The 19,863-nt window shown below is 68.7% G+C and carries 22 protein-coding genes and 1 riboswitch; of the genes, 16 read left to right on the top strand and 6 right to left on the bottom strand.

Annotated features, from left to right (window positions below):
• Positions 1–2 precede the first annotated feature (2 nt).
• Positions 3–656 (top strand): hypothetical protein, encoded by a 654-nt coding sequence (locus HNR40_RS41235; RefSeq protein ID WP_184971404.1) that lies wholly within the window; start codon positions 3–5, stop codon positions 654–656.
• 84 nt (positions 657–740) lie between these two features.
• Positions 741–1,859, top strand: coding sequence for a C40 family peptidase (locus HNR40_RS41230; RefSeq protein ID WP_184971402.1), 1,119 nt, complete (start codon positions 741–743; stop codon positions 1,857–1,859).
• A 6-nt stretch (positions 1,860–1,865) separates the two neighbouring features.
• Here the strand turns inward: HNR40_RS41230 and HNR40_RS41225 are convergent, their stop codons facing one another.
• Positions 1,866–2,357: an inorganic diphosphatase gene (locus HNR40_RS41225; RefSeq protein ID WP_184971400.1), complete on the bottom strand. Its 492-nt coding sequence runs from the start codon at positions 2,355–2,357 to the stop codon at positions 1,866–1,868.
• 113 nt (positions 2,358–2,470) lie between these two features.
• Here HNR40_RS41225 and dacB point away from each other — a divergent pair, with 113 nt between their 5' ends.
• The 11 genes from dacB to HNR40_RS41170 all read left to right on the top strand — a co-directional run bounded on the left by dacB (position 2,471) and on the right by HNR40_RS41170 (position 12,582).
• Positions 2,471–3,847 carry a D-alanyl-D-alanine carboxypeptidase/D-alanyl-D-alanine endopeptidase gene (gene dacB / locus HNR40_RS41220; protein WP_312896705.1) on the top strand — a complete coding sequence of 459 codons (1,377 nt, stop codon included), beginning with the start codon at positions 2,471–2,473 and terminating at the stop codon, positions 3,845–3,847.
• Positions 3,848–3,892: 45 nt separating this feature from the next.
• Positions 3,893–4,969 (top strand): Rv3626c family coenzyme F420 biosynthesis-associated protein, encoded by a 1,077-nt coding sequence (locus HNR40_RS41215; RefSeq protein ID WP_184971396.1) that lies wholly within the window; start codon positions 3,893–3,895, stop codon positions 4,967–4,969.
• 269 nt (positions 4,970–5,238) lie between these two features.
• A complete protein-coding gene (tilS, locus tag HNR40_RS41210) occupies positions 5,239–6,225 on the top strand; it encodes a tRNA lysidine(34) synthetase TilS (protein ID WP_184971394.1) in 987 nt (328 codons plus the stop codon).
• An 11-nt stretch (positions 6,226–6,236) separates the two neighbouring features.
• Positions 6,237–6,788, top strand: a complete 552-nt coding sequence (gene hpt, locus HNR40_RS41205; protein WP_312896704.1) for a hypoxanthine phosphoribosyltransferase — start codon at positions 6,237–6,239, stop codon at positions 6,786–6,788.
• 260 nt (positions 6,789–7,048) lie between these two features.
• Positions 7,049–9,043, top strand: a complete 1,995-nt coding sequence (gene ftsH, locus HNR40_RS41200; protein ID WP_184971392.1) for an ATP-dependent zinc metalloprotease FtsH — start codon at positions 7,049–7,051, stop codon at positions 9,041–9,043.
• Positions 9,040–9,609 (top strand): GTP cyclohydrolase I FolE, encoded by a 570-nt coding sequence (gene folE, locus HNR40_RS41195; RefSeq protein ID WP_184971390.1) that lies wholly within the window; start codon positions 9,040–9,042, stop codon positions 9,607–9,609. Before ftsH ends, folE begins: the two co-directional genes overlap by 4 nt.
• A gap of 374 nt (positions 9,610–9,983) precedes the next feature.
• Complete coding sequence (folP, locus tag HNR40_RS41190; protein ID WP_446685795.1) at positions 9,984–10,829, top strand: dihydropteroate synthase; 846 nt, start codon at positions 9,984–9,986, stop codon at positions 10,827–10,829.
• Entirely contained in the window at positions 10,826–11,269 is a 444-nt protein-coding gene (locus tag HNR40_RS41185; protein ID WP_184971388.1) for a nuclear transport factor 2 family protein, read from the top strand. Before folP ends, HNR40_RS41185 begins: the two co-directional genes overlap by 4 nt.
• Positions 11,259–11,624: a dihydroneopterin aldolase gene (gene folB, locus HNR40_RS41180; protein WP_246510102.1), complete on the top strand. Its 366-nt coding sequence runs from the start codon at positions 11,259–11,261 to the stop codon at positions 11,622–11,624. The genes HNR40_RS41185 and folB overlap by 11 nt, the downstream gene beginning before the upstream one ends.
• Positions 11,621–12,124: a 2-amino-4-hydroxy-6-hydroxymethyldihydropteridine diphosphokinase gene (folK, locus tag HNR40_RS41175; RefSeq protein WP_184971384.1), complete on the top strand. Its 504-nt coding sequence runs from the start codon at positions 11,621–11,623 to the stop codon at positions 12,122–12,124. The genes folB and folK overlap by 4 nt, the downstream gene beginning before the upstream one ends.
• Complete coding sequence (locus HNR40_RS41170) at positions 12,121–12,582, top strand: DUF3180 domain-containing protein (protein WP_184971383.1); 462 nt, start codon at positions 12,121–12,123, stop codon at positions 12,580–12,582. The genes folK and HNR40_RS41170 overlap by 4 nt, the downstream gene beginning before the upstream one ends.
• Here HNR40_RS41170 and HNR40_RS41165 read toward each other — a convergent pair.
• The 4 genes from HNR40_RS41165 to HNR40_RS41150 are packed head-to-tail and all read right to left on the bottom strand — an operon-like array spanning position 12,567 to position 15,333.
• Positions 12,567–12,887: a type II toxin-antitoxin system PemK/MazF family toxin gene (locus HNR40_RS41165; protein ID WP_221341441.1), complete on the bottom strand. Its 321-nt coding sequence runs from the start codon at positions 12,885–12,887 to the stop codon at positions 12,567–12,569. The genes HNR40_RS41170 and HNR40_RS41165 overlap by 16 nt on opposite strands.
• The gene (locus tag HNR40_RS41160) at positions 12,881–13,078 is read right to left on the bottom strand and encodes a hypothetical protein (protein WP_184971380.1); all 198 of its coding nucleotides are present in this window, start codon (positions 13,076–13,078) and stop codon (positions 12,881–12,883) included. The genes HNR40_RS41165 and HNR40_RS41160 overlap by 7 nt, the downstream gene beginning before the upstream one ends.
• 21 nt (positions 13,079–13,099) lie before the next feature.
• On the bottom strand, positions 13,100–14,191 hold the full coding sequence (locus HNR40_RS41155; protein ID WP_184971378.1) for an acyltransferase family protein: 1,092 nt from the start codon (positions 14,189–14,191) through the stop codon (positions 13,100–13,102).
• A complete protein-coding gene (locus HNR40_RS41150; protein ID WP_184971376.1) occupies positions 14,188–15,333 on the bottom strand; it encodes an NADH-quinone oxidoreductase subunit D in 1,146 nt (381 codons plus the stop codon). Before HNR40_RS41150 ends, HNR40_RS41155 begins: the two co-directional genes overlap by 4 nt.
• 159 nt (positions 15,334–15,492) lie before the next feature.
• Here HNR40_RS41150 and HNR40_RS41145 point away from each other — a divergent pair, with 159 nt between their 5' ends.
• Positions 15,493–16,197: a DoxX family protein gene (locus HNR40_RS41145; RefSeq protein ID WP_184971374.1), complete on the top strand. Its 705-nt coding sequence runs from the start codon at positions 15,493–15,495 to the stop codon at positions 16,195–16,197.
• 3 nt (positions 16,198–16,200) lie between these two features.
• Here HNR40_RS41145 and HNR40_RS41140 read toward each other — a convergent pair whose 3' ends face one another.
• Complete coding sequence (locus HNR40_RS41140; protein ID WP_376773575.1) at positions 16,201–17,499, bottom strand: aminotransferase class V-fold PLP-dependent enzyme; 1,299 nt, start codon at positions 17,497–17,499, stop codon at positions 16,201–16,203.
• 42 nt (positions 17,500–17,541) lie between these two features.
• Positions 17,542–17,657: riboswitch (SAM riboswitch) on the bottom strand.
• Positions 17,658–17,886: 229 nt separating this feature from the next.
• On the opposite strand from HNR40_RS41140, the gene HNR40_RS41135 reads away from it, so the two are divergent.
• Both HNR40_RS41135 and HNR40_RS41130 read left to right on the top strand, forming a co-directional pair.
• Positions 17,887–18,636 carry a TerC family protein gene (locus tag HNR40_RS41135; protein WP_184971372.1) on the top strand — a complete coding sequence of 250 codons (750 nt, stop codon included), beginning with the start codon at positions 17,887–17,889 and terminating at the stop codon, positions 18,634–18,636.
• A 9-nt stretch (positions 18,637–18,645) separates the two neighbouring features.
• Positions 18,646–19,836: a cytochrome P450 gene (locus HNR40_RS41130; RefSeq protein WP_184971370.1), complete on the top strand. Its 1,191-nt coding sequence runs from the start codon at positions 18,646–18,648 to the stop codon at positions 19,834–19,836.
• Positions 19,837–19,863: the final 27 nt, after the last annotated feature.

Below are 19,863 nucleotides of genomic sequence, written 5' to 3'. Positions count from 1 at the left end.
CGATGGAGGCATTCGAGCTGCGCCACGACTCGCACCTCGGCTGCCGCGTCTGCCCGCTGACCGTCCGCGACGAACTCGCCGCGATGGTGCACAGAAGCCACTGCGTCGCCTGGCCCACCTGGCTCGACCCGGGCCCCCGCATGCTGCGCGACCTGCTCGAACTGTGCCGGTTGCGGACCGCGCGGGGCCTGGCCGTCCTGTCCTGGCTCGCCGGTGGCGAGCCGCCCGCCGAGCTCGACTGGCTGTGGACCTCCCGCCGTCTCACCGGCGCCCGCCAGGAGCGCATGTACGGCGCCGCAGCCACCGTGCCCGACCCCGTGCTCGGCCTCGTGCTGGCCAACTGGACCTGGGCCCTGGACACCACCCACGGCGGCCGGGTCACCGCTCCCTACCTTGCGGGAACCGCCTACCCCGGCGACGGCCACCTCGCAGCCGCCGCCACGATGACGCTCTTCCAGACCTACGACCGCCACCAGGAGTCGCGCCCGGCCATCGCCGCCGCCTGGGCCGCCGCCCGGGTCAGCGCCGACTGGTGTAAAGCCGCCGAACTTCACGCTGCGTATGGAAGCCAGACACCTGTCTTCACCTATCCCCGTGGTGCGAAACCTCCCTCTATTGGCGTCCGTCCCTGGATAGAACGCCTGTTTCGCCTGTGATGATTACGTTGCGTGTGATTCATGTGTGCGGTGAGTGACGAACGGGCACTGTGTGCATAGAGTGACCGAGAGCGAGGGGGATCTATGCACTCCGTCAGAGCCGGACTCCTGGTCGCCTGCCTGATCGCCACCCTTTGCCCGCCCGCCTACGCCGACCCGCGGCCTTCGGCCGACGACGTGGCCGAGGCGCGCGACGCCGTACGGGACAAGAACAAGGCGCTGGGGGCGGCGGCCGCGAAGCTCGCGGCCGCGCAGGGCAGGCTCGACGAGCTCGACGCGGCCGCGGAACGGCTGGTCGAGGCCTACAACGGAGAGCAGGTCAAGCTCGCGGCGGCCAAGGTCGCCGCTGAGGCGGCACGCACGCGGCTGCTGGACGCCGAGACGATGGCCGAGACCGCCAGGGCGGACGTGGCGGCGATCGCCGCGCAGGCCTACGGCGGGTTCGACCTCGGGCGGCCGATCCTGACCATGATCACGGACGGCGGCGACGGCTTCCTGCACCGGGCCTCGGTGCTGGAGCAGATGGGCGGCGAGCGCACGCTCGTCCTCGACCGCATGCGGGCCGCTGAACGCGTGGCCGAGATCCTGCGCGAGCAGGCCGACGACGCGCAGACAGAGCAGCAGGACGCCATGGAGCGCGCCGAGGAGGCCAAGACCGCCGCCACGGCCGCCGTGGCCGAGCAGACACGCGAGACCAAGACGCTGCTGGCCACCAAGAAGAAGCTGCAGGACCAGGTCGACTCAGCCCGCAGCCTCGCCGACCGGCTGGCCAGGGAACGCGCCGCCGCCTTCGAACGCACGAGCTTCAGCGCCGGGGCGCTGCCAGTGGCCGGGTCCACCAACGGGGACATCGCCGCCAACTGGGCGCTCACGCAGCTCGGCAAGCCGTACGTGTGGGCGGCCGACGGGCCGAGCAGCTACGACTGCTCGGGGCTGACCATGCGGGCGTGGGAGCGGGCCGGGATCCGGATCGACCACTGGACCGGAACCCAGTGGACCTCGGGACCCCACATCCCGCTACGCGAGCTGCGCCGGGGCGACCTGCTGTTCTTCGGCCGCATCACCAGCGACCCCGGTGACATTCACCACGTGGGCATGTACATCGGCCGCGGCCTCATGGTGCACGCCCCGCAGACGGGTGACGTCGTCAGGATCGCCTCCATGTGGCGCCGCGACCTCGTGGGCGCCACCCGTCCTCGTTGAGGGTCGTCAGTGGTGGCCCTGGTCCTTCAGGCGCTGGAAGGAGCGCTTGATCTCGACCTCGGCCTCCAGGCGGCCCACCCAGTTGGCGCCCTCCACCGACTTGCCGGGCTCCAGGTCCTTGTAGACCTCGAAGAAGTGCTGGATCTCCAGCCGGTCGAACTCGGGCACGTGGTGGATGTCGCGAATGTGCTCCATCCTGGGGTCGGTGGCGGGGACGCACAGCACCTTGTCGTCGCCGCCCTTCTCGTCGGTCATGCGGAACATGCCGACCGCGCGGCAGGTGATGTAGCAGCCGGGGAACGTCGGCTCCTGCAGCAACACCAGCGCGTCAAGGGGATCGCCGTCCTCACCGAGGGTGTTCTCGATGAAGCCGTAGTCCGCGGGGTACTGCGTGGAGGTGAACAGGAGCCGGTCAAGCCGGATCTTCCCGGTCTCGTGGTCCACTTCGTACTTGTTCCGTTGCCCCTTGGGAATCTCAACGACAACGTCGAACTCCACCGCTGTTCCTCCGCTCAACCCCCCGGGCACCCCCGGCTGGGCGTTAATGTCTCGTAGGCGAACTACAGGAGAGAGGGACAGGCGACGTGGTACGGCGCGAGCGTTGGGTGGCGGTGGCCACTCTCGTCCTGCTCCAGGCCACGACGATCGCCACCGGCGTCTACGCGGTGCGGAACGACTTCAGCCTGGCCGCCCTGACGAGGCAGGCCCCGCACCCAGCCGATCAGCCGACCGCGTCTCCTTCCGTCCCGGTGATCACCGCTGGACCAGTGCTGGCCTCGGGTGGAGACGGACCTCTCCCGACTAAGGGTACTTTGACGCAACAGCTCACCGATGCGCTGGGTGACAAAGCACTGGGGAACCGTGTCGGCGCCGTCGTTCTGGACGCGACGACCGGCCAGCGCATCTTCGCCGCCAACGCCGACACCGGCATCGTCCCCGCCTCCACCACCAAGATCGTCACCTCGGCCGCCGCCCTGGCCTCGCTCGGCCCGGACACCCGCCTGTCCACCCGCGTCGTCCAGGGCAGGACGTCCAGCTCGATCGTCCTCGTCGGCGGCGGCGACCCCATGCTGTCCGGCCCGGCGGCCAAGCCCACCACCTACCCGAAGCCCGCCTCCCTGGCCGTGCTCGCCGCCCGCACCGCGGCCAAGCTGAAGGAGCAGGGCGTCAAGAAGGTCACGCTCGGCTACGACGCCTCCCTCTACACCGGCTCACCCATCGGGCCCGGCTGGAAGCCCAGCTACATCCCCGACGGCAACGTCGCGCCCGTCTACGCGCTGGCCATCGACGAAGGCCGGCAGAACCCGGCGCGCTCCCAGCCCCGCGTCGCCAACCCGCCGCAGTTCGCCGCCGCCGCCTTCGCCAAGCTCCTTTCCCGGTACGGCATCGCCGTGTCGAAGAGCATCGCCCCCGCCAAGGCCGGTCAGGGCGCAGCGGAACTCGGCAAGGTCGACTCCCCGCCCGTCTACGCGCTGGTCGAGCACGCGCTCACCTTCAGCGACAACGACCTGTCCGAGGCGCTGGCCAGGCAGATCGCGCTGAAGGAAGGGCAACCGGCGTCGTTCGACGGCGGGAGCAAGGCGGTGCTGGCCGTCCTCAAGAGACTGGGAGCCTCGCGCGGCATCCAGGTGTTCGACGGCAGCGGCCTGTCCACCAAAAACCGCATCAGCGCCGACGGCCTGGCCAGGCTCGTGGCACTGGCCGGCTCGCCCAAGCACCCCGAACTCCACGCGGTCACCTCCGGCATGCCGATCGCCGGGTTCACCGGCACGCTCGGCAACGGGCGGCGTTTCTCCGGCTCCGACAGCAAGGGCCAGGCCGGACTCGTCCGCGCCAAAACCGGCACGCTCAACAACGTCAACACGCTCGCCGGCCTCGCCACCACCAAGGACGGACGGCTCGTCACCTTCGCCTTCCTGGCCGACCAGGTTCCCCTCTCGGCCGAACCCGTTCTGGACCGGCTCGCCGCCATCGTCGCCCGATCCTGACGCCATGCCGTCGCGGGTCGGCCTCCGACCACGTACGGTGGAGGCATGCAGGTGATCGACTGGGAACTGGCCGTATCGACCGGCACGCGCCTGGTGCGCCCCGGGCCGCAGGTTAGCCGGGAGGAGGCCAGGCAGGCGGTCACAGAGCTACGCACTCTCTCCCGCGAGGCCGAGGGCCACGTGCGTGACTTCACCAAAATCCACACCGAGACGCCCCCGCAACCGGCGACCATCGTCGACCGGCCCGGCTGGATCAGGGCAAACGTCGAAGGCTTCCGCGTCGTGCTGGAGCCGCTGACCGAGCGGATGGGCAACAGCGACAACCCGCCGCCCGCCATCGTGACGGCCGTCGGCTCACGCATCACCGGGGTCGAGGTCGGCGCCGTGCTGGCGTTCCTGGCCTCGCGCGTACTCGGCCAGTACGAACTGTTCCTCCCCCCGGACCCGACCGGCCAGGAGGCCGCGGGCCGGCTGACGCTGGTCGCGCCCAACATCGTGCACGCCGAACGCGAGATGAACGTGCACCCGCGCGACTTCCGCCTCTGGGTCTGCCTGCACGAGGAGACGCACCGCGTGCAGTTCACGGGCGTACCGTGGCTGCGGGAATACGTGCGGTCGCAGATGACCGAGTTCCTGCTCGCGTCCGACCTGGACCTCCCGACGATCCTCGAACGGCTGCGCACCGCGGCCGACACGGTCGCCGACGTGGTACGCGGCGGAGACGGCAGCCTGATCGACGCCATCCAGTCACCGGCCCAGAAGGAGATCCTCGACCGCCTCACCGCGGTGATGACCCTGGTAGAGGGCCACGGGGACTACGTGATGGACGCGGTAGGGCCGTCGGTGGTCCCGTCGGTGGCCGACATCAGGGCCAAGTTCGCCTCCCGCAGGGAGAGCACGTCCAAGCTGGACAAGACGGTACGGCGGCTGCTGGGCATCGAACTGAAGATGAAGCAGTACGCGGAGGGCTCGGCCTTCGTCCGCCACGTGGTGGGCAAGGTGGAGATGGACGGCTTCAACAAGGTATGGACCTCCCCGGAGACGTTGCCCACCATCGCCGAAATAGCCGACCCCGACGCCTGGATCGCCCGCGTAATCGGCCAACCAGCTCTGGAGTCCTAAAGGCAAGGAGCCTCGCGCGCCCAGCCAGTCGAGCTGAAGCTCGACTCCTGTGGGTCCTCGCTGCGCTCGGGCTGCCTTCTGGGCGTCCCACCCGTTGCCCGGCTGGGTGGTCGGCACGCCGCCGGCCACAGAGGCGCGCTGGGCCGGTTGGGTGCACGCAGGCCGAGTCGTCGTGAGCCCCGGTTAGGTGCCGGTGGTCACCCGATGGCCAGCTGGAGATCCGGCGTGGATGGGCGGTGCCTGTAAGCAGGGCGGGGACAATGGGCGGCATGGGGCCGCATCCCGCCGTAGCCGACGTTAGGCGAGCTGTCAGAGAAGCCCTGGGCGACCTCCCCCAGGGCGACCTGGTGCTGGCCGCGTGCAGCGGCGGCGCCGACTCCCTGGCCCTGGCCGCGGCCCTGGCCTTCGCAGCACCCCGAATGGGCCTCCGGGCAGGCCTGGTGACGGTCGATCACGGCCTGCAAGCGGGCTCAGAAGATCGGGCAGCCAAGGTGGCCGCGCTCCCGCTGGACCTCGAACCGGCAGAGGTGCTGCCGGTAAAGGTGGGAACCAAAGGCGGCCCGGAGGCGGCGGCGAGAGACGCTCGCTACACGGCTCTCAAGGACGCGGCGACAAGGCTGGGCGCCGTGGCGGTCCTGCTTGGTCACACGATGGACGACCAGGCCGAGACAGTACTACTGGGCCTGGCGCGGGGAAGCGGCCTGCGGTCGTTGTCGGGGATGGCGAAGGTTCAGGGGATCTATCGGCGGCCGTTCCTGGAGTTGGGGCGGAGCACGACGGTGGCCGCCTGCCGGCAACTGGGGCTGGAGCCTTGGGAGGACCCGCACAACGACGAACACCGGTTCACCCGGGTACGGGTGCGCAAGGCGGTGCTGCCGGTGCTGGAGGGAGAGCTGGGCCCCGGAGTGGCTCAGGCGTTGGCGCGGACGGCCAAGCTGGCCCGGGATGATGCCGACGCGCTCCAGGAGTGGGCGGAAAGGGCGTTTGCGGATTGCGCTCTAAGCGATATCCCGGGGAAGGTGACGCTGGCCGTACCGGCGCTGGAGGATCTTCCTGGCGCGGTCCGGCGGCGGGTGATCAAACGGGCGGCGATCGACGCGGGGGTGCCTTCTGGGGCCCTGTCGGCCGTTCATGTGCACGCTGTCGAGCGGCTGGTCACCGAGTGGCGGGGGCAGAAGGGGGTTGACCTGCCCGGGGGTCTGACCGCCGTGCGGCGGTATGGGACGCTGATACTCGCCATCAGTCCCATCCCGTAAGGAACTCGCAGGTGGACGCTGCCGACATGGGCCACGACCTCGAGAAGGTCCTCATACCCGAGGACGAGCTCCAGGCGAAGATCAAAGAGCTTGCCGGCCGGATCGACGAAGACTACGCGGGCCAGGAGCTGCTGCTCGTGGGCGTGCTGAAAGGGGCGGTCATGGTCATGGCCGACCTGGCCAGGGCCTTGCACACCTCGGTGCAGATGGACTGGATGGCGGTGTCCTCCTACGGCGCCGGCACCAAGTCGTCGGGTGTGGTCCGGGTGCTGAAGGACCTGGACAACGACATCATGGGCCGCCACGTGCTGATCGTCGAGGACATCATCGACTCCGGCCTGACCCTCCACTGGCTGCTGGAGAACCTGAAATCGCGCAACCCGGCCTCGCTGGAGATCTGCGCCGCACTGCGGAAGCCGGACGCGGTGAAGGTGCCGATTGATGTGAAGTATGTCGGTTTCGACATCCCGAACGAGTTCGTCATCGGCTACGGGCTGGACTACGCGGAGAAATACCGCAACCTGCCGTTCATCGGCACGTTGGCTCCGCATGTCTACACGTAACTGTCTGTGCGGCATTTCCGACATTGCACGCAGGGACCGGGAACATCGCTCTACCTGACGTACGTTGGTAGGGCAAGGCCGGTCTAGCGGGCGGTGCCACCGCGCGTTGTCCGGTGTACCTTCTGACGACGGGAGGGTGACCACGTGGTCCCCTTCGGGTAGTCAGTAGTCGCGGTGTCGGATGCCGCGGCCCCGGGCTCTGCCCGGGGTTTCCAGGCCATGGTCAGGAAGGGACGGGCCCGCAAGGGGTTCCGCATCGGATGGATCTCAAGCGATTTACACGTGGGCCACTGCTGTGGATCCTGGGCATCGTCGTGCTGCTCCTGCTCGTCACCCAGCTGTGGAGCGGCGGTGGCAACTTCAAGCAGGCCGACACGTCCACGGTCCTCGAGCAGATCCGCACCGGCAACGTCAGCAACGCGAAGATTGTTGACAAAGACCAGCGGATCGAGCTGACCCTCCACAACAAGATCACCGTCAAGTCGGGCGACGCCCCGACCAACATGATCCAGTCTGACTGGGTCACCGGCTACGGCCCGACGCTTACCGAAGAGCTCAACAAGCAGGTGGGCGCCGGAAAGACCAAGAGCTTCACCACCGAGGTGCCGCAGGAGAACTTCCTCGTCGGCCTGCTGGTGAGCTTCCTGCCGATCGTCATCATCGTGCTGATCTTCCTGTTCATCATGAACCAGATGCAGGGCGGCGGCTCCCGGGTGATGAGCTTCGGCAAGTCGAAGGCCAAGCTGATCACCAAGGACACTCCCAAGACGACGTTCGCCGACGTCGCTGGCGCCGACGAGGCCATCGAGGAACTCCAGGAGATCAAGGAGTTCCTGCAGGCCCCGGCCAAGTTCCAGGCGATCGGCGCGAAGATCCCGAAGGGCGTGCTCCTGTACGGCCCGCCCGGCACCGGCAAGACCCTGCTGGCCCGCGCGGTGGCCGGTGAGGCCGGAGTGCCCTTCTACTCGATCTCCGGTTCCGACTTCGTCGAGATGTTCGTCGGCGTCGGCGCCTCCCGCGTGCGTGACCTGTTCGAGCAGGCGAAGGCCAACGCCCCGGCGATCATCTTCATCGACGAGATCGACGCCGTCGGCCGCCACCGCGGCGCCGGTCTGGGCGGCGGTCACGACGAGCGCGAGCAGACGCTCAACCAGCTGCTCGTCGAGATGGACGGCTTCGACGTCAAGGGCGGCGTGATCCTCATCGCCGCGACGAACCGGCCCGACATCCTCGACCCGGCGCTCCTGCGCCCCGGCCGTTTCGACCGGCAGGTCACCGTCGACCGTCCCGACCTGGAGGGCCGCAAGGGCATCCTCAAGGTCCACGGCCGCGGCAAGCCGTTCGCGCCGGAGGTCGACCTGGACGTCATCGCCCGCCGTACCCCCGGATTCACCGGTGCGGACCTCGCGAACGTGATCAACGAGGCGGCGCTGCTCACCGCGCGCGCCGACCAGAAGCTGATCTCGATGGACACCCTTGAGGAGGCCATCGACCGCGTCATGGCAGGACCCGAGCGCAAGACGCGGGTCATGTCCGACAAGGAGAAGAAGATGATCGCCTACCACGAGGGCGGTCACGCGCTCGTGGCGCACGCGTTGCCCAACAGCGACCCGGTGCACAAGATCACGATCCTTTCCCGCGGCCGTGCGCTCGGCTACACGATGACGCTGCCGATGGAGGACAAGTTCCTCGCCACCCGCTCGGAGATGATGGACCAGCTCGCGATGCTGCTCGGCGGCCGCGCGGCGGAGGAGCTCGTCTTCCACGAGCCCACCACCGGCGCCTCCAACGACATCGAGAAGGCCACCGCCGTGGCCCGCCGCATGGTCACCGAGTACGGCATGAGCGAGCAGCTCGGGGCCCGCAAGTTCGGCAGCGGTCAGGCCGAGGTGTTCCTGGGCCGCGAGATGGGCCACGAGCGCGACTACTCCGAGAAGATCGCATCCACGATCGACGAGGAAGTCCGCCGGATGATCGAGACGGCGCACGACCAAGCGTGGGACATCCTGGTCGAATACCGCGAGGTGCTCGACAACCTGGTGCTCGAACTCATGGAGAAGGAGACCCTCTCCCGCCAGCAGGTGGTGGAGATCTTCTCGTCCGTGGTCGTCAGGGAGCACCGCCCGTCCTACGCGGGCTACGGCAAGCGGCTCCCGTCCGACCTGCCGCCCATCCTGACGCCGAAGGAGCAGTCGGCCAACGGCTCGCTCACCGCGGGGCACCAAGACGCCCTGCCGTCCGGGGACAGTGCGTGAACGTAGATCAACCACGGATCGAGAAGGCCGTCCGGGAGATCCTCATCGCCATCGGTGAGGACCCCGACCGTGACGGCCTCCTCGATACCCCCTCTCGGGTCGCCCGGGCGTACGCGGAGCAGTTCTCCGGCCTGCGCCAGCAGCCGGAGGACGTCCTCACCAAGGTCTTCGACGTCGACCACGACGAGATGATCCTGGTGCGCGACATCGAGGTCTACTCCACCTGCGAACACCACCTCGTCCCCTTTCACGGCGTGGCCCACGTCGGCTACATCCCCAACGAGAAGGGCCAGGTCACCGGCCTGTCCAAGCTGGCCCGCCTGGTCGACGTCTACGCCCGCCGCCCGCAGGTCCAGGAACGCATGACCTCCCAGATCGCCGACGCCATGATGCGCGTACTCGAGCCGCGCGGCGTCATCGTGGTCATCGAGGCCGAGCACCTGTGCATGACGATGCGCGGCGTCCGCAAGCCCGGCGCCAAAACCCTCACGAGCGCGGTCCGCGGCGACTTCCGCACCAGCGACAAAACCCGCGCCGAGGCGATGAGCCTGATCATCGGCCGCTGAGTCAAACCACGCCTCAGTGTTACGGCAAGCCCACGGCACCCCACCCGCCGCACCCCTTCCCGCCCTTCCAGGGAAACGGTCGTCCACCTCAGGGGTGTCCCGCCGTTACGACCGCCCGGCTGGCCGGGCACGCGACCCCACCCCGGCCACCGCACATCGGCGCCGACCTCGCCCGTGCCCCATCCCGCCGCACCGGCGCCTCGGGAGTTCCTCCCCGCTCCCATGCTGGATGCGGGCGGGGGCGTTACGCTGGCTGCGCTTTGTCGGATACACACGTAATCCGGTGACACGGCGATAAAGACAGAGTTGGGAGCGGCGGGGAAAGTGCCACCCACGACATCGAGAGCGAACCACCACCGCCTAGGCTTGGGGGCATGATGAGGGTGCCGGGACTGCCTGCCGAGGATCGGTGCCTCGTCATGGGTGTGGTCAACGTCACGCCCGACTCCTTCTCCGACGGCGGGTTGTGGTTCGACGAGGCGGCGGCGATCCGGCATGGGCTTGAGCTCGTGGCCGAGGGCGCCGACATCGTCGACGTGGGTGGGGAGTCCACGCGGCCGGGTGCGGCGCGGGTGGCGTTGGATGAAGAGCTGGCCAGGGTGGTTCCGGTGATCCGGGCGCTGGCCGGTGAGGGTGTCGCGGTCAGTGTGGACACGATGCGAGCCGAGGTCGCCAAGGCGGCCGTCGAAGCCGGGGCGCGGCTGGTCAACGACGTCAGCGGCGGGCTGGCCGATCCGGACATGCCGCAGGTCGTGGCCGCCACCGGCGTGCCGTACGTGGTCATGCACTGGCGTGGGCACTCGCACGACATGGACAATCGGGCCGTCTACGAGGACGTGGTCACCGAGGTGGGTGAAGAGCTGGCCAAGCGGGTCGACTACGTGCTGGCCGAGGGTGTTTCTGCGGAGCAGGTGGTGCTGGATCCGGGGCTGGGGTTCGCGAAGAACGCCGAGCACAACTGGGCGGTACTGGCCGGCATCGAACGGCTGGCCGAGCTGGGGTTCCCGCTGCTGGTCGGGGCGTCGCGCAAACGGTTCCTCGGGCGGCTGCTGGCCGACGCCGACGGCACGCCGCGTCCGTTCAGCAGGAGCGACCACGCCACTCTGGCGGTGACGGCGCTGGCCGCGCGGGCGGGCGCGTGGTGCGTGCGGGTGCACGAGGTAGGGCCCAACGCGGACGCCGTGCGTGTGGCCGCCGCATGGAAGAGAGCCGAAGGATGAGCGTCGACACCGCGGCCATCGAGACGGTCAACCAGGCCTTCTATACCGCCATAGAGAACGCCGATCTCGACAAGATGACCGAGATCTGGGCCGAGGACACGATCAGCGATCAGGTGAGCTGTGTTCATCCTGGCTGGTCGCTGCTGGCCGGGCGCTCCGAGGTGCTGCGGTCCTGGGCGTTGATCATGGCGAACACCACCTACATCCAGTTCGTGCTCACCGACGTGAGCACGGTCGTGCTGGGTGACGTGGCGGTCCTGACCTGCGTGGAGAACATTCTTACCGCCGGCGAGGAGGGCGAGGCCAGCTTCGCCGCCGGGAAGGTCGTGGCGAGCAACGTCTACATCCGCACGCCGCAGGGCTGGCGGTTGTGGATGCACCACGGCTCACCGGTGCTGCAGGGCGAGGACGATGAGGAAGAGGGCGAGCTTGACCGCTGACCGCATCACGCTGAAAGGCCTGCGCGCCCGTGGCCGCCACGGGGTGCTGGCCGCCGAGCGCGAGCTGGGCCAGGAGTTCGTGCTCGACGTGACGCTGTTCCTCGACACCGCCCCGGCGGCGGCCGGCGACGACCTCACGCTCACCGTTCACTACGGTGAACTGGCCGAGGCGCTGGTCAAGGTCGTCGAGGGCGAGCCGGTCGAGCTGATCGAGACGCTGGCCCAGCGGCTGGCCGACGTCTGCCTGGCCTCTGAGCTGGTGGAGCGGGCCGAGGTGAGCGTGCACAAGCCGGCGGCGCCGATCCCGCTGCCCTTCGACGACGTCGTGGTCACGATCGAACGGAGCCGGCTATGAAAGTGGTTCTCGCGCTGGGCAGCAATCTCGGGCAGCGTTTCCAGACGTTGCAGGGCGCGGTCGACACGCTGTTCGACGCGCCGGGGCTGGAGTTCGTCGCGGCCTCGCCGGTGTACGAGACGGACCCGGTGGGTGGGCCGGAGGGGCAGAAGCCGTACCTGAACGCGGTGATCATCGCGGAGGCGAAGTTGCAGCCACAGATGCTGCTCGACCGGGCGCAGAGCGTGGAGAACGCCTTCGGCCGGGTACGGGCGGAGCGGTGGGGCGCCCGCACGCTCGACGTGGACCTGCTCGTCGTCGGAGCGGTGATCAGCGACGACCCCGAGCTGACGCTGCCGCATCCTCGGGCGCACGAGCGGGCGTTCGTGCTGGTGCCGTGGGCACAGGTGGATCCCGACGGTCAGATTCCCGGGCGGGGGCGGGTGGCCGACCTGCTCGCCGGGCTCGACCGGACCGGGGTGTGGCTGCGCGAGGACCTGAAGCTGCAGGGGCCGGCTTGAGACCCACCAAACCCGGCGTGCTCGTCGGGATCGTCGTCGTGCTGGCCCTGCTCACGTGGATTCTGGTGCGGCAGGTCTACTCCGACCTGCCGGTGATTCCATGGACCGCGATTCCGACCGTGCTGCTGCTGGCCGTCGGAGAGGCTTACAGCGCGTGGATGACGCGGGCGCGCATCGCCCGCAGGCCGGGCACCAAGCCGGTGGAACCCCTGGCGGTGGCCCGTCTGGCCGCGCTGGCCAAGGCTTCGGCGTACGTGGGGGCGGTGTTCGCCGGGATCTTCGCCGGGTTCTCGCTGCACACCATGTCGATGCTGACCAGGTCGACGCCCCGGGCCGAGTTCTTCGTCGCCACGGGCTCGTTCCTGGCCTTCGTCGTCCTGATCGGCGCCGCCCTCTTCCTCGAACACTCCTGCCGCATCCCCAAGGACCCAGAAGCCGAGCGTCAGAGCTCAAGGTAGCGGGTGAGCGCGCTTTCGACGGCGGCCAACTCGTCCCCACCAAGGTAGTAGACGGCTTCACCGCGGATGTAGTCGGTGTCGATGGTGCGAATCTGGTCCACCAGGAAACGTGTAGGGGTGCCGAGCAGGTCGATCTCGGGTCGATAGAGGGAGGGCTGTGCGCTGGTCGACGTCGGAATGACGGTCACCACGCTCCAGGCCATGTCGCTGGGGCTCACCACCAGTCCGTAGCGCTTGCCGCGCTGCTCGTGGCCGCGTTTGGCCTCGCCCAGGTCAACGCGGTAGACCGCGCCTCTGATCACCATGCGTCCGGTTCCGTGGAGAGGTCCTCGTCGGCCAGTCGCGCGGCGTCGGCGCGGGCCTGCTCCAGCCATGCTTGTCGATCCAGCAGGCGCAGTGCCCGCCGGATGACGTCCGTGGTGTTCTCACCCTCGTGCATCGCGCTTTTGATGATCCGCTCGTCGTCCGGCGTCGCCCGGAAGCCGATGTTCGTCATGGCTCCAGGTTACGGTGCCGTTCAACGCTTGTCAGGCACTTGTTCAACGCTGCGGCGGTTGCGGCCGAAGAGGTAGATGACCGGGAGGGTGCAGATCAGGGGGCCGAGGATGGCGAGGGGGCGTTCCAGCCACCACGTGAAGTCCGGCGGGATGGTGCCGCCGAGCGTGCCGAACAACCACCAGCCGAGCCCCAGCGCGATCGCCATCCCGGTGGTGTGGAACAGGAACAGCGGCAGCGCGAACCGGTTGATGGTGTCGTTGACCCGCTTCCATCCGGGCTTCTCCAGCACCCGCTCCATGGCCGGGCGCAGCACCTCGACCAGGCCGATCTGGAAGATGAGCAGGGCGACGATGACGAAGGTCGGCGGCGCCATGTTGGACCACTTCTCACCGGGTACGCCGACCATCGAGCCCGGGTAGATACCGGAGTAGACCAGGCCGATCAGCATGAACAGGCCGGTCCAGAGCACGCCGATGTCGTAGCGGCGGGGGAGTGCGACCACGCGGTCGTAGAAGAAGCCGGCCTGGTGCGCCAGCCCCCACACGATGATCATGTTGAACCAGCCGGCCCACTCCAGGTGGTAGCGGAACCGGAGCACGTCCACGACCAGCGCCGCGCCGCCCAGCCAGATGAGGGCGAGCACGTCATAGCGCCGGTGCATCCACAGCGCGACCGGCAGCAGTGCGATGAGCACCAGGTAGACGCCCATGAACCACAGCGGGCTGAGGACCAGCAGCACGACCCGCCAGGTCCAGGGCGGGGCGTCGAACACGGTGGTGGCGACGGTTCCGATGGCGATCCAGGCGGCCGACAGGCCGAGCGCGGGCAGTGCCAGGGCCCGTAGCCGCCGCCACACGAAGGCGCCGATGCCGACGCCGCGCTCGCAGGCCCGGTTCCAGGACAGCAGGTGCACGTGCCCGCCAACGTAGAAGAACAGCGGGAGCACCTGCAGCAGCCAGGTGAGGATCCACAGGCCGGTGGTGAAGCCGAGCGGGCTGGTCGGCGAGGGTCCGTCCGGCGTCCACTGCAGGATGGTGAACGCCCAATGCCACACCACGACGACGATCAGGCTCAGTGCGCGCAGCCAGTCGACGTATTTATCGCGTTTCACTTGTCGATGTCACCCACGACGAAGAACATGGATCCCAAGATCGCCACCATGTCGGCCACCAGGTGCCCCGGCAGGATCTCGCGCAGCACCTGGATGTTGCTGAAGGAGGCGGAGCGCAGCTTCATCCGCCACGGCGTCTTGTCTCCCTTGGAGACCAGGTAGTAGCCGTTGATGCCGAGCGGGTTCTCCGTCCAGGCGTAGGTGTGGCCCTCGGGCACCTTCAGCACTTTGGGCAGGCGCTGGTTGATCGGGCCTTGCGGCAGTGAGCGCAGTTTGTCGACGCAGGCCTCGGCCAGGTCGAGGGAGACCTTCACCTGCTCCAGCAGGACCTCGAAGCGGGCGTAGGAGTCGCCTGCGGTCCGCGTGACGACCTTGACCGGCAGCTCGGAGTAGGCAAGGTACGGCTGGTCGCGGCGCAGGTCGAAGTCGACACCGGCGGCTCTGGCTATGGGGCCGCTCACGCCGTACTGCATGATCGTGTCGCGGTCGAGCACGCCGACGCCCTTGGTGCGCGCCAGGAAGATCTCGTTGTGCAGGATGAGGCCCTCGATGTCGGGGACCTTGCGGCGGGTCATCGCGACCGTCTCGGCCACGCGGTCCAGCCAGCCGAGCGGCAGCTCCTCCTTGAGCCCGCCGACGCGGTTGAACATGTAGTGCATGCGCCCGCCGGAGATCTCCTCCATGACGGCCTGGATGCGCTCGCGCTCCTCGAAGGCGTAGAAGAGCGGCGTGATCGCGCCCAGCTCCAGCGGGTAGGAGCCGAGGAACATCAGGTGGTTGAGCACCCGGTTGAGCTCGGCCAGCAACGTACGCGCCCACACCGCCCTGACCGGCACTTCCATGCCCAGCATGCGCTCGGCGGCCAGCACCACGCCGAGCTCGTTGGCGAACCCGGACAGCCAGTCGTGCCGGTTGGCCAGCATGATGATCTGCCGGTAGTCGCGGACCTCGAACAGCTTCTCCGCGCCCCGGTGCATGTAGCCGATGATGGGCTCGGCGCTGGAGATCCGCTCGCCGTCGAGCGTGAGCCGCAGCCGGAGCACGCCGTGGGTGGAGGGGTGCTGGGGGCCGATGTTGAGGACCATGTCCTCGGTGGCCAGTTCCTTCGCCCCTGCGCCGATCCCGATGATGCGCTCGGTCATTTCCCCATGCTCCCACCGGCCTCGCGCACGATCTACTGTGCGGTCCTTTCATTCTGTACGGCGCGCCCTGGCGTAACGGGCCGTTCAAGAGACGGTATGGGGAGGAGTCGCAGGTCAGAGGGGTGGGGGACAATTACCGCAACGGGGGGAGAAACCACCATGAAGCTAGCTTTCGACCTAGCTGCCCTGATCGCGCGGGTGACCATCGGCGTGATCTTCGTGGCCCACGGGTGGCAGAAATGGCAGAACGGGCTGGGACCGACGTCCCAGATGTTCACCCAGTCCGGCGTGCCCCAACCCGAGCTCGCGGCCGGTTTCACGACCATGGCCGAGCTCGTGGGCGGCAGTTTCCTGATCATCGGACTGCTGACCCGGCTGGCCGCGCTGGCCCTGCTGTGCGTCAGCCTGGGCGCGATCATCTTCGTCCACGGCAAGAACGGCATCTTCGTCACCGACATGGGCTGGGAGCTCGTCGGCGCGCTGGGCGCCGCCTGCCTGCTCCTGCTGGCCGCCGGGGCCGGCCGGATCAGCGTCGACGGCATCGTCCGAACGTTCCTGAGGAAGCGCGCGGCCGACCAGACGCTCCCGGAGTCGACCGGCAGCGCCACGACGACCACGACCATGCCCACCAATGTCCGCACGGTACGGGAAGTGCCCCGCACCGACACGGACCCGCCGAGCAACGGCACACAGTCGCCGCCCACCGAAGCTCCGAGCAACGGGACCGAGCCGCGTGCCGACGTGCCGCGTCAGTCCACGCCGCCGCCCGCCACGAGCAGCGGCGCGGCCCTGAGCGACGACGACATGAAGGCGCTCGACGCGCTCATGTCCGACGACCAGCCGAGGAAGAACCCGCCTGAGTGACGCCTAACGGGCGGCGAGGTCCCGCAGCGCGGTGATCAGCCGGTCGACGTGCTCGTCGGTGGTGCCGATGCCGATCGAGGCGCGCACCGCCGAAGCCGTGCCGTCCTCACAACCACCGTCGGCGGTGCCCAGCAGATGCCTGACGAAGGGATGTGCGCAGAATTTGCCGTCGCGCACGCCGATCCCGTACTCGCCGGACAGCGCCTCGGCGACCTCGCGCGCGCTGTAGCCGTCCACGACGAAGGAGACGATGCCCACGCGCGGGTGGTCGGGGCCCCACAGCGACAGCTCCCGCACGCCCTCGATCGTGGCGAGCCCGTCGCGCAGCCGCCCGATCAGCCGCTCCTCCTCGATGACCAGCGGCGCCCAGCCGGTCGCGCTCAGCGCGTCGCACGCCGCGGCCAGCGCGATCGCGCCGATCACGTTCGGGGTGCCGGCCTCGTGCCGGGGCTCGGGGTCGTCGTGCCACTCGGTGGACTCCCCGTCCGATCCGACCGACTTCACCGCGCCGCCGCCCTTGAGGTACGGCTCGCCGTCAGCCAGCCAGTCACGGCGCCCGATCAGCACACCGGCGCCGAAGGGCGCGTACAGCTTGTGGCCGGAGAAGACGACGTAGTCCAGGTCCAGGGCGGTCAGGTTGAGCTGGCGGTGCGGGACGAGCTGGGCGGCGTCGACCAGGATGCGGGCGCCGTGCCGGTGGGCGATGTGGGCGAGGGCGGCGATGGGCCACAGTTCGCCGGTGACGTTGGAGGCGGCGGTGACGACGAGCAGCTTGGGGCCGGAGATGGCGGCGAGGGCCTCGTCGGCCTGGCGGACGGCTTCGCCGGGGAAGGCGGGCGGCGCCAGCCGTACCGTCTTGTCCCAGGGGAGCAGTGACGCGTGGTGCTCGCTGTCGAAGACCACGGTGGTGGTCCCCGCGGGCAGGACGCCGGCCAGCAGGTTCGTGGCGTCGGTGGTGTTGCGGGTGAAGATGACCGCGTCGTCGGGGCGGGCGCCGGCGAAGGCGCGGACGGTGTGGCGGGCCTGCTCGTAGCGGGCGGTGGTGAGCTGGGAGGCGTAGCCGGCGCCGCGGTGCACGCTGGAGTAGGCCGGGAGCGCGGCGGTGACGGCGGCGCTGACCGGCTCCAGACAGGGGGCGCTGGCCGCGTAGTCGAGGTTGGCGTAACCGACCAGCTTGCCGCCCTTGACCGGGACTTCCAGGTCGGCGCCGAGCACGGCCGGGATGGCACGGGCCTCGCCCTGCCGGGGCTGCTGCGACTGGGTCTGGGCGGGGACGGAGCTGAAGATGGTCAGCGTGGACACGGCGAATCTCCTGGGTCGTCGGGACCCCTGGAATCGCCACGGAGCCCGCGCTTGCCCGCCACACCTCGTGACGGACCAGGTCTTCACCCGGGGCACCCCGCCGCGGACGCGAGGGTTGCCGGCCAGCTAGCCGGGGCTTGTCGCTGGCACTCATGACCTACACGCAGCACTATAAGCGACACCCGGCCATAAATGGCAACCCCTCACCTCACCCGCACGAGGTGATGTGTTCGGTGTCGTTAACGCCGCGACCCGTCGTTGATCACCCTGAGCGGATGGGTCATCCCAGGTCAGCGACATATCCGAACTACTAAGGAGGATCGTGAACTTCTGCGGGGGTTAGGTCGTTGGTACCGGGAGATAGTTCCCGACAACGGAGGTGCGGCGATGTGGGACTGGGTAAGCAGCCCGGAGATCTGGATCGGGTTCTTCACCCTGGTCGCCCTGGAGATCGTCCTGGGGATCGACAACATCATCTTCATCTCGATCCTCGCCGGGAAACTCCCTGAGCACCAGCGCGACCGGGCCCGCGTGCTCGGTCTGGCCGCCGCACTGATCAGCCGTCTGCTCCTGTTGTTCGCCCTTTCGTGGGTGGTCAGGCTGACCGAGCCCTTGTTCAACGTCTTCGGCCATGACATATCCGGCCGAGATCTGATCCTCATCCTCGGTGGCCTGTTCCTGCTGGCCAAGAGCGTCACCGAGATCGGCCACAGCATGGAGCTGAAGGGCGAGGACGGCAAGCAGCGCAAGGTCGCCTCGTTCGCCTCGGTGATCATCCAGATCATGATCCTGGACATCGTCTTCTCGCTCGACTCGGTCATCACCGCGGTCGGCATGGTCGACGAACTGGGCGTGATGGTCGCGGCGGTGATCGTGTCCGTGCTGGTCATGCTGTTCGCCTCCGGCCCGATCAGCCGCTTCGTCGACAAGCACCCGAGCATCAAGATGCTGGCCCTGTCGTTCCTGGTGCTGATCGGCGTGGTGCTCCTCGCCGAGGGCTTCGGCCAGCACATCTCCAAGGGCTACATCTACTTCGCGATGGCCTTCTCGGTCATCGTCGAGCTGCTCAACATCAGGATGCGCAGCAGGCACGCCAAGCAGTCTGACCAGGAGAAAGCCCAGGGCACCAGCTCGTAGGATGAAGCGGTGCGCTTTGACCCGTGGAATCCGGATTTCGTCGCCCATCCGTATGACGTCTACGCCGAGCTGAGACGTGCCGAGCCGGTCAGCTTCTTCGAGCCGACCGGCCAGTACCTGATCTCGCGGCACGCCGACGTCAACGCCCTGCTGCGTGATCGCCGGCTCGGCCGGTCGTACCTGCACGTCGCCGCGCACGAGGAGTTCGGGCAGGAGGCGCCGCCGGACTTCCAGGAGCAGTTCTGGCGGGTGGTCAACGCGGGCATGCTCGATGTGGAGCCGCCCGTCCACACGCGGCTGCGCCGCCTGGTCTCCAAGGCGTTCACCCCGCGGATGGTCGAGTCGCTGCGGCCGCGCGTACGGGAGATCGCGGGCGGGCTGGTGGACGCCTTCGTCGCCGAGGGCGGCGGCGACCTGCTCGCCGAGGTGGCCGAGCCGCTGCCGGTGACGGTGATCGCCGAGATGCTCGGCATCCCCGACGCCGATCGGCACCTGCTGCGTCCCTGGTCGGCCGACATCTGCCTCATGTACGAGCTCAACCCTTCGCCGCAGGCCCAGCACACGGCGGTGCGCGCGGCGGCGGAGTTCGCCGACTACCTGAAGGTCCTGGCCCGCGAGCGGAAGCGGCAGCCCGGCGAGGACCTGATCAGCGCGCTGGCCCAGATCGATGAGCTGACCGAGGACGAGCTGGTCGGCACCTGCGTGCTGCTGCTCAACGCCGGCCACGAGGCCACCGTGAACGTCACCGGCAACGGCTGGTGGTCGCTGTTCAGGAACCCGGCCGAGCTGGAACGGCTGCGCGCCGACCGCTCCCTGCTCCCCACGGCGATCGAGGAGCTGATGCGCTGGGACACGCCGCTGCAGATGTTCGAACGCTGGGTGCTGGAGGACATCGAGGTGGAGGGCGTGGCGATTCCGAAGGGCGTGGAGGTGGCGCTGCTGTTCGGCTCCGCCAACCGCGATCCCGAGGTCTTCACCGACCCCGACCGCCTGGACGTGGGCCGCGCCGACAACCCGCACATCTCCTTCGGCGCCGGCATCCACTTCTGCCTGGGGGCGCCGTTGGCCAGGATCGAGCTCATGGAGTCCTTCGGCGCCCTGCTGGAGAAGGCGCCGAAGCTGGAACTGGTCCGCGAGCCGGTCTGGAAGCCCGGCTACGTCATCCGCGGCCTGGAGTCTCTGGAGGTCACAACGAGCTGATCGCCCGGCCGTGGCCTGGAGTGGCTG

It is taken from the genome of Nonomuraea endophytica (assembly GCF_014203235.1).
In the GTDB taxonomy this organism is placed as follows: Bacteria; Actinomycetota; Actinomycetes; order Streptosporangiales; family Streptosporangiaceae; genus Nonomuraea; species Nonomuraea endophytica.
The sequence above is the reverse complement of the archived record's forward strand: the minus strand, read 5'-3'. Positions and strand labels throughout refer to the sequence as shown.